Raw genomic sequence first — 12,729 nt, 5'->3', positions numbered from 1 at the left:
GGTGCCGGCCAACCTGGTCAATCTCGAATCGGTCGGCAAGGCGTTCGGTGCAGCGCCGGTGCTCACCGACGTCTCCCTCGGCGTCGCGACGGGCGAGCGGATCGGAGTCGTCGGCCGCAACGGTGGCGGCAAGACCACCCTGCTCGAGGTGATCACCCGACGCGAGTCGCCGGACCGCGGCCGGGTGACCCACGCCCGTGGCCTGCGGCTCGGCGTACTGCCGCAGGGCCCGGCCCTGCCGGAGAGCGGCACGGTGCGCGAGGTCGTGCTGCACGCCGACGCGTTCGCCGCCGAGCACGAGTGGGCCGGCGACGCGGGCGTCCGTGCGGTGCTCGACGGGCTGGGGCTGCCCGGCCTGGGCCTCGACTCGGACGTATCGGCGATGTCGGGTGGTGAGCGGCGCCGGGTCGCCCTGGCCGCCCGGCTGGTGCACGACAGCGACCTGCTCGTGCTCGATGAGCCGACCAACCACCTCGACGTGGAAGGCGTGTCGTGGCTCGCCGGGCACCTGAAGTCCCGGCCCGGCGCGCTGCTCGTCGTCACGCACGACCGCTGGTTCCTGGACGAGGTGTGCACCGCCACGTGGGAGGTCGCCGATGGCGCCGTCCACCCGTACGACGGCGGCTACGCGGCATACGTGCTCGCCCGCGCCGAGCGGGACCGGCAGGAGGCGGCGTCGGAGGCCCGGCGATCCAATCTGCTGCGCAAGGAACTGGCCTGGCTGCGTCGCGGGCCGCCGGCGCGGACCAGCAAGCCGCGGTTCCGGATCGCCGCCGCGCAGGAACTGATCGCCGACGAGCCGCCGGCCCGCGACGCCGTGGCGCTGCAGACCTTCGCGACGCGGCGGCTCGGCCGCACGGTCTACGACCTCGAGGACGTGACGGTCCGGCTCGGCGACCGGGTGCTGCTCGACGACGTGTCATGGCAGGTCGGACCCGGTGACCGGATCGGCGTGGTCGGGGTCAACGGGTCCGGCAAGACGACACTCCTGCGGTTGCTCACCGGAGACCTCGCGCCGCAGTCCGGCCGGGTCGTGGTCGGCAAGACGGTGCATCCGGCGTACCTCTCCCAGGAGGTCGCCGAGCTGCCCGCCAGGCTGCGCCTGCTGGAAGCGGTGGAGGAGGTGGCCCGCTCGGTGACGGTGGCCGGGGTCGAGCTGTCCGCCTCGCAGCTGGCCGAGCGGTTCGGCTTCGGTGCGGACCGGCAGTGGACCCCGGTCGCCGACCTCTCGGGCGGTGAACGGCGGCGGCTGCAGCTGCTCCGGCTGCTGATGGCCGGACCCAACGTGCTGCTTCTCGACGAGCCCACCAACGATCTCGACATCGACACGCTGACCGCGCTCGAGGACCTGCTCGACTCGTGGCCCGGCTCGGTCGTCGTCGTGAGTCACGACAGATATCTGGTCGAGCGGGTCTGCGACACCGTGGTCGCTCTGCTCGGCGACGGATCGCTGGCGGCCCTGCCCGGCGGCGTCGAGGACTACCTGGCCCGGCGCCGTACCGTCGCGAAGGCCACCGTCGGCGGGACCCGGACCCGGCGCGGTGACTCACGCGGGACCCGCAAGGAGCTGGCCCGGCTCGAGCGCCGGCTCGCCACCCTCGAACGGTCGGAGGCCCGGCTACATCGGGAACTGGCCGCGCACGCGACCGACTACGACCGGGTCGCCGAACTCGACGCCGAGCTGCGCGAGATCCACACCGAACGCGACACGACCGAGACGGAGTGGCTCGAGCTCTCCGACGACTCGGCCGGCTAGCCGGGCTCAGCGACCCGTTCGGACCCGCAGGCGTGGCTTCTGCTCCAGGTGGGACAGCCCGTTCCAGGCCAGGTTGACCAGGTGGGCCGCCACCTGGTCCTTCTTCGGTGAGCGCGCTTCGAGCCACCACTGGCCGGTCAACGCGACGCTGCCGACGAGCGCCTGCGAGTAGAGACCGGCGAGCTTCGGGTCGAAACCGCGTGACTTGAACTCGCGGGCGAGAATGTATTCCACCTGGCTCGCGATGTCGCTGATCAGGCTGGAGAAGGTCCCGGTGCTGCTGGCGACCGGTGAATCGCGGACGAGGATCCGGAAACCGTCGGTCTCCTCCTCGATGTAGCCGAGCAGGGTCAGGGCCGCCTGTTCCAGCAGCTCCCGCGGCGGACCGGCGGACAGCGACTCGGTGAACCGGTCGAGCAGCCGGCCCATCTCGCGGTCCACGACGACCGCGTAGAGCCCTTCCTTGCCGCCGAAGTGTTCGTAGACCACGGGCTTGCTCACGCCCGCGCGGGCGGCGACCTCCTCGATGGAGGTGGCTTCGAAACCGCGTTCGGCGAAGAGGGTACGGCCGACGTCGAGGAGCTGCTGGCGGCGTTCCTTGCCGGTCATCCGGACCCGGACCCGCCTGGGTTCGCTCATCGTTCTCCCGTCCTCCCGCCCGGTCCGTCCGGCGTACGACGGGGTTGCGGGATCAGGCCGCGAGCTCCGTTTCCGTCTCCGTCGCGGGTGCGGGCGGCTTGGCGAGCTTGCCGGCGATCCGTTCCTTCGACGGCCAGCGGACGTCGGTCGCCCAGCCGAGCTTCTCGGTGAACCAGATCACCCGGGCGGTGGCGTCGAGCTGGCCGCGGAGCAGTCCGTGGCGGGCCGCCGTCGGGTCGGCGTGGTGGGAGTTGTGCCACGACTCGCCCAGGGACAGGATCGCCAGCGGCCAGAAGTTCGACGACTTGTCGCGCGAGGCGAACGGCCGTTCGCCGATCGTGTGGCAGATCGAGTTGATCGACCACGTGACGTGGTGCAGCACGCTGATCCGGACCAGTCCCGCCCAGAAGAATGCCGTCAGCGCGCCGGCCCACGACATCGTCCAGAGCCCGCCGATGAGCGCCGGCCCGAACAGGCTGAATACGAGGAAGAGCGGGAAGAGCTTGTTGATGCGGGCCAGATCCCGGTTGCGCATCAGGTCCGGAACGAAGCGCTCCTTGTTGGTGCGCTCGCGGTCGAACAGCCATCCGGTGTGCGCGTGGTAGAGGCCCTTGAGCAGCGCGCCGGTGGTGGGCCCGTAGCGCCACGGCGAGTGCGGGTCGCCCTCTTTGTCGGAGTAGGCGTGATGGCGGCGGTGGTCGGCGACCCAGCGGATCAACTCACCCTGGACCGCGAGGCTGCCGCCGGCGGCGAGCGCGATCGTCAGGCCCCGGTTCGCCTTGAAGGAGGTGTGGGTGAACAGCCGGTGGTAGCCCATCGTGATGCCGAACCCGGACACGACGTAGAACGCCAGGAAGATCACCAGGTCCGGCCAGGTCAGCCCCCAGCCCCAGAGCACGGGGATGGCGGCGACGAGGGCCACGAACGGCGCACCGACGAAGAAGTACAGCGCCGCTTGCTCGGCCGAGCCACGGCGACCGGTGACGACCGGCTTGGGTCCCGATCGCTGCTTCGCCCGGGTGCGAAGGGTGCCCGGCGACGAGCCCTCATCCATACCGTCGAACTGTGCTGCCTTCGGGGTGGTGACGAGGACGTCGGCCGCAGAGTCCAAAGCAGAGGGCTGCGCTCGGGTCATCGGCATCTCCCTAGCCTTGAGGTCACGACGCTACGCCACCGTAACCTACGGAAGCGTAGGTTTGGCAAGTCGCCACGGTCGGTTTCTTCCGCAGATCGGACGGGCCCTGAAGTGCGTTGCCCGTTCCACCCGTCCCGGTAATCGCTACCCGACCGCGCCACCCGACAAACAACGCGCGCCGCGGACCGGACCCCCTGCTGGACAAAACCCACTACTAGTGGGTTTTGTACGGCGCCAGCGGCGTGTCGTGGACCACAACCCACTAGTAGTGGGTTTTGTCCACGCGGGGCGCGAGGGCGGGCGGCGTGAACCCCGACGCGGCTGCATGACCAAAACGCACTCGGAGTGCGTTGTGGTCCGCGACACGCCGTACGGCGCCCCCAAAACGCACTCGGAGTGCGTTTTGGTCAGCGGGTCGGGGGAGCGGCGAGCGGAGCGGCGAGTGCGCGTGGGAACGCGCCGTTTCGGTCGCTTAGGCTGAGCGCTGAGCAGCACGCCCCGATGGGGGGTGGGGTAATCGGCAGCCCGCCGGCCTTTGGAGCCGTGCAATCTCGGTTCGAGTCCGAGTCCCCCAGCGACATCCAGGCACCGGTACGACGGGTGCGCCACACCCGTCGGAGGACTCGGCGCAACCGTCGTCACCTGGTATTGGTCTGTCGGTAACATGAGACGTCCCGACCGTCGACGAGGGGGAGTGCTGGTGTCCGACGCCCGCGTTGCCGCGGTCGTCGTCCTCGCGGCAGGCGAGGGGACCCGGATGAAATCGTCGGTCCCCAAGGTGCTGCACACCGTCGGGGGCCGCAGTCTGCTGGCCCACCTGCTGGCCGCCGCCGCGCCGCTGTCCGCCGAGCACCTCGCGGTCGTGGTCGGTCACCGACGCGACGACGTCACCGAAGCATTGACCGGTTCGGGTGCCGTGCCGGTCGTCCAGGACGAACAACGGGGTACGGGGCACGCGGTGCGGCTCGCCCTCGAGGAGCTGGGCGACATCGACGGCACCGTGGTGGTGCTGCCGGGTGACACCCCCCTGCTCACGACCGACACGCTGCGCCGCCTGGTCGAAGGTCACCAGCAGGCCGGCGCCGCCGCGACGATGCTGACCGCGCGGGTGCCCGACCCGACCGGCTACGGCCGGGTGCTGCGCGACGACACCGGCGCCGTACGACGCGTGGTCGAGCACCGCGACGCGACCGAGGCCGAGCTCGCCGTCGACGAGATCAACACCAGCGTCTGGGCGTTCGAGGCCGCGCCGCTGCGCGCCGCACTGGCAGGGCTGTCGAGCGACAACGCCCAGGGTGAGGAGTACCTCCCGGACGTGATCCCCGCGCTGCTGGCCGAGGGTCGCCGTGTCGCCGGGGTGCTCGCCGACGCGGCGGAGACAGCCGGCGTGAACGACCGGGTCCAGCTCGCGGACGCGGGACGGGAACTGCGCGACCGGACCCTCGTGGCCTGGATGCGCGCCGGGGTCACCGTGATCGACCCGGCGAGCACCTGGGTCGACGTGGACGTCGTGCTGAGCCGCGACGTGGTGCTGCACCCGGGTGTCCAGCTGCACGGTGCCACCCAGGTGGCGGAGGGCGCCGAGATCGGCCCCGACTGCACCCTGCGCGACACCATCGTCGGGGCCGGCGCGTCGGTCGTGCGCACCCACAGCGACCGGGCGGAGATCGGGGAGCTCGCCACGGTCGGCCCGTTCGCCTACCTCCGCCCCGGAGCGCGACTGGCCGGCGGCGTCCACGTGGGCACCTACGTCGAGATCAAGAACGCCGACGTCGGCGAGGGCAGCAAGGTGCCCCACCTGACCTACGTCGGCGACGCCACCATCGGCCGCGGCGTCAACATCGGCGCCTCATCGGTCTTCGTCAACTACGACGGCGTCACCAAGCGGCGCTCGGAGGTCGGCGACCAGGCCCGGACCGGGGCGGACAACACGTTCGTCGCGCCGGTCCGGATCGGCGCGGGCGCCTACACCGGGGCCGGCGCCGTGATCCGCGAGGACGTCCCGCCGGGCGCGCTCGCGGTTTCCGCCGGCCCGCAACGCACGATCAGCGGGTGGACCGAGCGCAAACGCCCGGACACCCCACCGGCCGAGGCGGCGCGCCAGGCCGGGGCCGAAACGGGGGACAATGAGCAGGAGCGGCCGGACACCGACGGCAGTTCCACCGATGATGGGGCGGATCGATGAGCAGCATCCAGAGCCAGAGCCGCAAGAGCCTCATGCTCTTCTCCGGTCGCGCCTTCCCCGAGCTGGCGGACGAGATCGGCAGTGAGCTCGGTATCACCTGCACGCCGGCGTCGGCGTACGACTTCGCCAACGGCGAGATCTACGTCCGCTTCGAGGAGTCGGTCCGCGGCTGCGACGCCTTCGTGGTCCAGAGCATGACGACGCCGATCAACCAGTGGCTGGTCGAGTCGCTGGTGATGGTGGACGCGCTCAAACGCGGGTCGGCCAAGCGGATCACGGTGGTGGTCCCCTTCTACCCCTACTCGCGACAGGACAAGAAGCACCGCGGGCGTGAGCCGATCTCCGCGCGGATGGTCGCCGATCTCTACAAGACGGCCGGAGCCGACCGGATCCTCACCGTCGACCTGCACACCTCGCAGATCCAGGGCTTCTTCGACGGCCCGGTCGATCACCTGTTCGCGCTGCCGCTGCTCGCCGACCACATCCAGCGGCGCTACGCCGGCGTCGACCTGTCCGTGGTCGCTCCGGACTCCGGACGGGTGCGGGTCGCCGAGCGGTGGACCGACCGGCTCGGCGGCTGCCCGCTGGCCTTCATCCACAAGACGCGCAACCCGCTGGTGCCCAACGAGGTGAAGGCCAACCGGGTGGTCGGCGAAGTCGCCGGCCGCACCTGCATCATCGTCGACGACATGATCGACACCGGCGGCACCACGACCGCCGCGGCCGACGCCCTGCTCGACGCCGGTGCCGCCGACGTGATCGCCGCATCCACGCACGGGGTGCTCTCCGGGCCGGCGGTCGACCGCCTCAAGAACAGCCGGATCAGCGAAGTGGTGATCACCAACACCCTGCCGATCCCACCGGAGCGCTGCATCGACAAGCTGACGGTGCTGTCGATCGCCCCGATGATCGCCCGCGCGATCCGTGAGGTCTTCGAGGACGGCTCGGTCACCAGCCTGTTCGACGGCGCCGCCGGCTGACGGTCGTCCTGCCCTGCACCCGCGCCCCGTCCAAGAGCGGCGCCGGGTACTCTTGATCGGTTGCCCGGCGAGGGAGTCCACGACGGCTCCGTGATCGACGGCGGTAGTGCGGAATTCTTCGCGGGCGCGCCGACAAGACCGCCCACCGCCGTACGAGGAGAGCCCGCCGTGCCTGAGCTTCGCATTCCCGCCGAAAAGCGTTCCGAGTTCGGTAAGGGTGCCGCGCGCCGGATCCGCCGCGCCAACCTGGTGCCGGCCGTGCTCTACGGTCACGGCGAGCCGCCGGTGCATCTGTCGATGCCCGGGCACGACCTGATGCTCGCGCTGAAGAACCCCAACGCCCTGCTGACGATCGTGACCGACGACGGCGACCACCTCGCCATCCCGAAGGCCGTGCAGCGCGACCCGATCAAGGGCTTCCTCGAGCACATCGACCTGCTGACCGTCCGTCGCGGCGAGAAGGTCACCGTCGAGATCGGCGTCGCCGTCCACGGAGAGGCGGCCCCGGACACCATGGTCAACCACGAGTTGACCACGCTGACCGTCGAGGCCGAGGCGACCCACATCCCCACCGGCCTCGAGATCAACATCGATGGTCTCGACGTCGGCGACCACATCTCGGCCGGCGACGTCCCGCTCCCGAGCGGGTCGACCCTGGTCACCGACGCCGAGCACGTCGTCGTTTCGATCCTCGCCCAGCCGACCGCCGAGGCGCTGGAGGCCGAGCTCACCGAGGCCGAGGCCGAGGCCGGTGTCGAGCGCGAGCAGGCGACCGAGGAGGAGCCCGCCGAGGCTGCCGAGGCGGGGGCCGACGAGGCCGCGGGCGGCGACGCCGCGTCGGACGAGTCCTGAGTCCCTTCGCCACCGCACCCGATGTCCGAGGTCTTCCTCGTCGTCGGCCTCGGCAATCCGGGTCGGCCCTACGCCGGTAACCGGCACAACGCCGGCTACCTGGTCGCCGACCGGCTGGCCGAGCGGATCGGTGGCCGGTTCCGCACCCAGAAGGCGCATCGTTCGCCCGGCCGGGCCGAGGTGCTCGACGGCCGCCTGGGCGGGGTCCGGGCGGTCTTGATCAAGCCGCAGGCCGCGATGAACGAGTCCGGTGGCCCGGTGGCCGGTGTCCGGACGTTCTTCTCGGTTCCGCTCGAGCAGGTCGTGGTGGTCCATGACGAGCTCGACCTGCCCTACGGCGCGATCCGGGTCAAGCAGGGCGGCGGCAGCAACGGACACAACGGACTCCGGTCGCTCACCCGTTCGCTCGGGGGCCCGGACTACACCAGGGTCCGGTTCGGGATCGGGCGGCCGCCCGGGAGACAGGACCCGGCCGACTATGTGCTGCGGGACTTCTCGGTCGCCGAGCGCCGCGACCTCGACCTGCATGTGGAACAGGCCGCCGACGCGGTGGAAGCGGTGCTGCTCCATGGCACCGATATCGCCCAGGAGAGGATCAACCCCTAGTCGGACCGCCACCGAGGTGGCCCCGCCGTCACCACACTGGGTGAACTTCTCCCGAGGTTGTTGCGCCAGACGAGTGACGTCCGTAGATTCCTTGGTGCACAGAGCGTGACGGAATGAGCGTGACAGCACCGTTGCCACCATTCGGGGCGGGGCTTTCGGTTCGCACCTGGTCGATGGGGGATCCGCGGGGGGCGCGGTGACAGGGAGAGCGAAAGCCCGCTTCGAATTGGGCTCATAACGCGTATAGCGTTATTCCTCCCCATCCGGGCGCGACCCGTACCTCGCGAGTGAATCGCGGCGTAACGTAGTCCTTCGCGTAGTAAAAAACACACAGTAGTGGTATGACTGCGGTTCGTCGTCGATGGGCTGTGAAACTTGAGAATCGACCGGCAATTCCGGAAACGGCCGCAGCCGATCTGCGGGAAGCCATAGAGTTTGGCCGATGTTTCCGCGGACCTGATCGGGTAGCCACACAGAGGGCACACAGGTCTTGCTGGTGAGGTGGGGGGACTTCGCGTGACTGCGCTAGACGTCGATGGTGTACAGGAGCTCGAGCTCGAGGCGCCGTCGGGGCGACAATCGCAGCAACGTGGCACCGAGCGCCGATGGCAGCGGCGTTACCGTCAGATGCTCGTCGCGCTGGACGCCGTCGTCGCGCTGGTCGCCGGCGGAGTCGCGTTCGCCGTGCGTTTCGGGACGGTCGACGACTCGACGCAGTCCTACCTGCTGATGAGCGTGCTTCTTCCGATCGCGTGGGTTGCCGCCGTCGGTCTGGCGCGGGCGTACGAAGCCAGATTCCTCTTCGTCGGATCCGACGAATACCACCGGGTTCTGCTCGCGGGACTTGCGTTGACCTCGTTGGTGGCCGTCGTCTCCTACGCCTTCCACATCGACCTCGCCCGCGGCTACGTCCTCGTCGCCCTGCCCGCGGCGACGGTCGCCGATCTCGCTGTCCGTTACGCCGCCCGCAAATGGGTGCACCACAACCGCCACACCCAGCAGCGGTTCATGAGCAAGGTGATGCTGGTGGGGTACGAGCGCGCGATCGCCGGAATGACCCGGCAGCTCAATCGCCAGCACTACCACGGCATGCAGGTCGTCGGGGCGTGCCTGCCGCCGCACCGTCCCTACCACGACCGGATCGACGACGTCGGTATCGACGTCTATGGCACCTTCCTCGACGTGGCCGATGCGGTCGATCGGGCCGGCGCGGACATGGTGGCGGTGCTCGCCTGTCCCGAGTTCGACGCCGAGGCGCTGCGCCGGCTCGCCTGGCAGCTGGAGAAGACCCAGGTCGACCTGCTCGTGGCCCCCGCCCTGATGGACGTGGCCGGCCCGCGGACGACGATCCGGCCGGTCGACGGCCTCCCGCTACTGCACGTCGAACACCCGAAGCTCTCCGGTGGACGCCGGTTGGTCAAGGAGCTCTTCGACCGCCTGGTCGCCGGCACCGCGCTGATCCTGCTCTCCCCGCTGCTGCTCGCGATCGGACTCGCCATCCGCTTCACCAGCCCCGGCCCGGCCCTGTTCCGGCAGGCGCGGGTGGGTAAGGACGGCACGACGTTCGGGGTCTACAAGTTCCGGTCGATGTACGCCGACGCCGAGGCGCGGCTGGCCGAGCTGCGTCGACTCAACGAGCACGACGGCGTCCTGTTCAAGATCCGCGACGACCCCCGCGTCACCCGGCTGGGCAAGCATCTGCGGCGCTACTCACTGGACGAGCTGCCCCAGCTGTTGAACATCGTGCGCGGCCAGATGTCGCTCGTCGGTCCCCGACCGCCGCTGCGTTCCGAGGTCGACCAGTACGCTGATGACGTCCATCGCAGGCTCGTCGTCAAGCCCGGGCTCACCGGGCTGTGGCAGGTCAGCGGCCGGTCAGATCTGTCGTGGGACGAGTCGGTACGGCTCGACCTGCGTTACGTCGAGAACTGGTCATTGGCCATGGATCTGCTGATCCTGTGGCGGACCGCTTTCGCCGTCGTCAAATCTTCTGGAGCCTACTGAATGAGCGACTCCCTCCTGGCCCGTCGGCTTGCCGACGAGGCCGGGAACCTCCTGCTCTCCGTACGGGACCGGATCGGGTTCGGGGACGGCCGGGCCCTCGGCTCGGCGGGTGACAGGCAGTCGCACGAGCTCCTGGCCCGGCAACTGGGCGACGCCCGTCCTGATGACGCCGTCCTGTCCGAGGAGGCCGCGGACGACGCCCGCCGGCTGTCCGCGTCGCGGGTGTGGATCATCGACCCGCTGGACGGGACCCGCGAGTTCGGTGAGGCCGGGCGGGTCGACTGGGCGGTGCACGTCGCGCTATGGGCCGGCGGCGATCTCGCGGCCGGGGCCGTGGCCCTGCCCGCGCAGGGAGTGACGTTCGCCACCGATACGCCGCCGGTGGTGCCCCCGCGCCCCGATCGACCGATGCGGATAGCGGTGAGCCGCACCCGCGCCCCGGCCGTCGCCGAGTCCGTGGCGGCGGCGCGTGGAGCCGAACTGGTGCCGATGGGATCGGCCGGCGCCAAGGTCGCCGCCGTGGTATCCGGCGAGGTCGACGCCTATCTGCACGCCGGCGGACAGTACGAATGGGACTCGGCCGCACCGGTCGCCGTGGCTCATGCCGCGGGGCTGTATGCCTCGCGAATCGACGGCACCGCGCTCGCCTACAATCTTCCCGATCCGCTTCTTCCCGACCTCGTGGTCTGCCGAGCCGAGTTGGCCTCGGAGCTGCTAGATGCCATAGCGGCCGCGCTGGCCGCCCGATGAGGAGAGAATGACCGTATGACGGAGACCGCGACCGACTACCGCCTCTCCCAGGTCGACACCCTCGAATCCGAGTCGATCCACGTGTTCCGCGAGGTCGCAGCCGAATTCGAGCGGCCTGTGCTGCTCTTCTCGGGCGGCAAGGACTCGATCGTGATGCTGCGCCTGGCGGAGAAGGCGTTCGCGCCGGCGCCCATCCCGTTCCCGGTGATGCACGTCGACACCGGCCACAACTTCCCCGAGACCATCGAGTTCCGGGACCGGCGGGTCGCGCAGCTCGGCGTACGGCTCGTGGTGGCGTCGGTGCAGGAGGCGATCGACTCGGGACGGGTCGTCGAAGGAACCGGCCGGCGGGCCAGCCGCAACCGGCTCCAGACGACGGCGCTGCTCGACGCGGCGGAAAAGCACCGCTTCGACGCGCTCTTCGGCGGGGCCCGACGCGACGAGGAGAAGGCCCGGGCCAAGGAGCGGATGTTCTCCTTCCGCGACGAGTTCGGTCAGTGGGATCCGAAGAACCAGCGGCCGGAGCTGTGGAACCTCTACAACACCCGGGTCCATGCAGGGGAGAGCATCCGGGTCTTCCCGCTCTCCAACTGGACCGAGCTCGACGTCTGGGACTACATCGCCAAGGAGGGCCTCGACATCCCCTCCATCTACTTCGCCCACAAGCGCACCGTCTTCGAGCGCGACGGCATGCTGCTCTCCGACAACCCGTACCTCCCGGCGGAGGACGACGAGGTCCGCTACGAAACGACCGTCCGCTACCGAACAGTGGGGGACATGACCTGTACGGGCGCCGTCGAGTCCGACGCCGGCACGGTCGATGCGATCATCGCGGAGATTGCCGCCACCCGGATCACCGAACGAGGCGCGACCCGCGCCGACGACCGCACGAGCGAAGCCGCGATGGAAGACCGTAAGAAAGAAGGATACTTCTGACCATGGACATGCTCCGGTTCGCCACGGCGGGATCCGTCGACGACGGCAAGAGCACGCTCATTGGGCGGCTCCTCTACGACTCGAAGGCGATCTTCGAGGATCAACTGGTCTCGGTGGAACGCACCAGTCGCGACCGCGGCGACGAATACACCGACCTCGCGCTGCTCACCGACGGCCTGCGGGCCGAACGTGAGCAGGGCATCACGATCGACGTCGCCTACCGATACTTCGCCACCCCACGACGCAAGTTCATCATCGCCGACACCCCTGGCCACATCCAGTACACCCGCAACATGGTCACCGGTGCGTCGACGGCCGACCTCGCGATCATCCTGGTGGATGCACGCAAGGGCCTGCTCGAGCAGAGCCGGCGGCACGCATTCCTCACCACGCTTTTGCGCGTGCCGCACCTCGTGCTGTGCGTCAACAAGATGGACCTCGTCGACTACGACATGAACGTCTTCGAGAAGGTCCGCCAGGAGTTCACGGCCTTCGCCGCCAAGCTCGACGTCGGCGACCTCACGGTGATCCCGATCTGCGCACTCGAGGGCGACAACATCGTCAGCCGGTCGGAGAACATGCCGTGGTACGACGGCCCGTCCCTGCTGCACCACCTGGAGAACGTGCACGTCGCCTCCGACCGCAACCTCGTCGACGTCCGCTTCCCCGTCCAGTACGTCATCCGGCCCAAGTCCGCCGAGTTCCACGACTACCGCGGTTACGCCGGGCAGGTCGCCGGAGGCGTCCTGAAGCCCGGTGACGAGGTGATGGTGCTGCCCTCCGGCCTACGGACGCGGATCGCCGCCATCGACACCGCCGACGGTCCGGTGGAGCAGGCCTTCGCCCCGATGTCGGTCACCCTGCGGCTCGAGGACGACCTCGACAT

The 12,729-nt window shown here is 69.8% G+C and carries 11 protein-coding genes and 1 tRNA gene; 10 read left to right on the top strand and 2 right to left on the bottom strand.

Annotated features, from left to right (window positions below):
* Position 1: 1 nt before the first annotated feature.
* On the top strand, positions 2 to 1,756 hold the full coding sequence (locus VGH85_01260; GenBank protein HEY2172417.1) for an ABC-F family ATP-binding cassette domain-containing protein: 1,755 nt from the start codon (positions 2 to 4) through the stop codon (positions 1,754 to 1,756).
* A 6-nt stretch (positions 1,757 to 1,762) separates the two neighbouring features.
* Here VGH85_01260 and VGH85_01255 read toward each other — a convergent pair whose 3' ends face one another.
* A complete protein-coding gene (locus VGH85_01255; GenBank protein HEY2172416.1) occupies positions 1,763 to 2,395 on the bottom strand; it encodes a TetR/AcrR family transcriptional regulator in 633 nt (210 codons plus the stop codon).
* 52 nt (positions 2,396 to 2,447) lie between these two features.
* Complete coding sequence (locus VGH85_01250) at positions 2,448 to 3,530, bottom strand: acyl-CoA desaturase (protein ID HEY2172415.1); 1,083 nt, start codon at positions 3,528 to 3,530, stop codon at positions 2,448 to 2,450.
* A gap of 502 nt (positions 3,531 to 4,032) precedes the next feature.
* Between VGH85_01250 and VGH85_01245 the strand changes: the two genes are divergently transcribed.
* The 9 genes from VGH85_01245 to VGH85_01205 form a co-directional block, all read left to right on the top strand.
* Positions 4,033 to 4,105: transfer RNA gene (locus VGH85_01245), tRNA-Gln, on the top strand.
* 89 nt (positions 4,106 to 4,194) lie between these two features.
* Positions 4,195 to 5,715: a bifunctional UDP-N-acetylglucosamine diphosphorylase/glucosamine-1-phosphate N-acetyltransferase GlmU gene (glmU, locus tag VGH85_01240; GenBank protein ID HEY2172414.1), complete on the top strand. Its 1,521-nt coding sequence runs from the start codon at positions 4,195 to 4,197 to the stop codon at positions 5,713 to 5,715.
* Positions 5,712 to 6,695: a ribose-phosphate diphosphokinase gene (locus VGH85_01235; GenBank protein ID HEY2172413.1), complete on the top strand. Its 984-nt coding sequence runs from the start codon at positions 5,712 to 5,714 to the stop codon at positions 6,693 to 6,695. Before glmU ends, VGH85_01235 begins: the two co-directional genes overlap by 4 nt.
* 168 nt (positions 6,696 to 6,863) lie before the next feature.
* Positions 6,864 to 7,547 (top strand): 50S ribosomal protein L25/general stress protein Ctc, encoded by a 684-nt coding sequence (locus VGH85_01230; protein ID HEY2172412.1) that lies wholly within the window; start codon positions 6,864 to 6,866, stop codon positions 7,545 to 7,547.
* A gap of 21 nt (positions 7,548 to 7,568) precedes the next feature.
* Positions 7,569 to 8,153: an aminoacyl-tRNA hydrolase gene (pth, locus tag VGH85_01225; protein ID HEY2172411.1), complete on the top strand. Its 585-nt coding sequence runs from the start codon at positions 7,569 to 7,571 to the stop codon at positions 8,151 to 8,153.
* A 516-nt stretch (positions 8,154 to 8,669) separates the two neighbouring features.
* A complete protein-coding gene (locus VGH85_01220) occupies positions 8,670 to 10,157 on the top strand; it encodes a sugar transferase (protein HEY2172410.1) in 1,488 nt (495 codons plus the stop codon).
* Positions 10,158 to 10,907: a 3'(2'),5'-bisphosphate nucleotidase CysQ gene (locus VGH85_01215; protein ID HEY2172409.1), complete on the top strand. Its 750-nt coding sequence runs from the start codon at positions 10,158 to 10,160 to the stop codon at positions 10,905 to 10,907.
* A gap of 15 nt (positions 10,908 to 10,922) precedes the next feature.
* The gene (cysD, locus tag VGH85_01210) at positions 10,923 to 11,843 is read left to right on the top strand and encodes a sulfate adenylyltransferase subunit CysD (GenBank protein ID HEY2172408.1); all 921 of its coding nucleotides are present in this window, start codon (positions 10,923 to 10,925) and stop codon (positions 11,841 to 11,843) included.
* A gap of 2 nt (positions 11,844 to 11,845) precedes the next feature.
* Positions 11,846 to 12,729 (top strand): GTP-binding protein (locus tag VGH85_01205; GenBank protein ID HEY2172407.1); only part of this gene is annotated, 884 nt, incomplete at its 3' end.

This window comes from Mycobacteriales bacterium, assembly GCA_036497565.1.
Taxonomy (GTDB): domain Bacteria; phylum Actinomycetota; class Actinomycetes; order Mycobacteriales; family QHCD01; genus DASXJE01.
Note: the sequence above shows the minus strand (reverse complement) of the source record. Positions and strands in the feature narration are given on the sequence as shown.

What these genes read in the sequence shown, in the direction of transcription:
- VGH85_01215 (HEY2172409.1), top strand. Translation starts at nt 10,158, where the DNA reads ATGAGCGACTCCCTCCTGGCCCGTCGGCTTGCCGACGAGGCCGGGAAC.
- VGH85_01255 (HEY2172416.1), bottom strand. Translation starts at nt 2,395, where the DNA reads ATGAGCGAACCCAGGCGGGTCCGGGTCCGGATGACCGGCAAGGAACGC.
- VGH85_01250 (HEY2172415.1), bottom strand. Translation starts at nt 3,530, where the DNA reads ATGACCCGAGCGCAGCCCTCTGCTTTGGACTCTGCGGCCGACGTCCTC.
- VGH85_01235 (HEY2172413.1), top strand. Translation starts at nt 5,712, where the DNA reads ATGAGCAGCATCCAGAGCCAGAGCCGCAAGAGCCTCATGCTCTTCTCC.
- cysD (HEY2172408.1), top strand. Translation starts at nt 10,923, where the DNA reads ATGACGGAGACCGCGACCGACTACCGCCTCTCCCAGGTCGACACCCTC.
- pth (HEY2172411.1), top strand. Translation starts at nt 7,569, where the DNA reads ATGTCCGAGGTCTTCCTCGTCGTCGGCCTCGGCAATCCGGGTCGGCCC.
- glmU (HEY2172414.1), top strand. Translation starts at nt 4,195, where the DNA reads ATGAGACGTCCCGACCGTCGACGAGGGGGAGTGCTGGTGTCCGACGCC.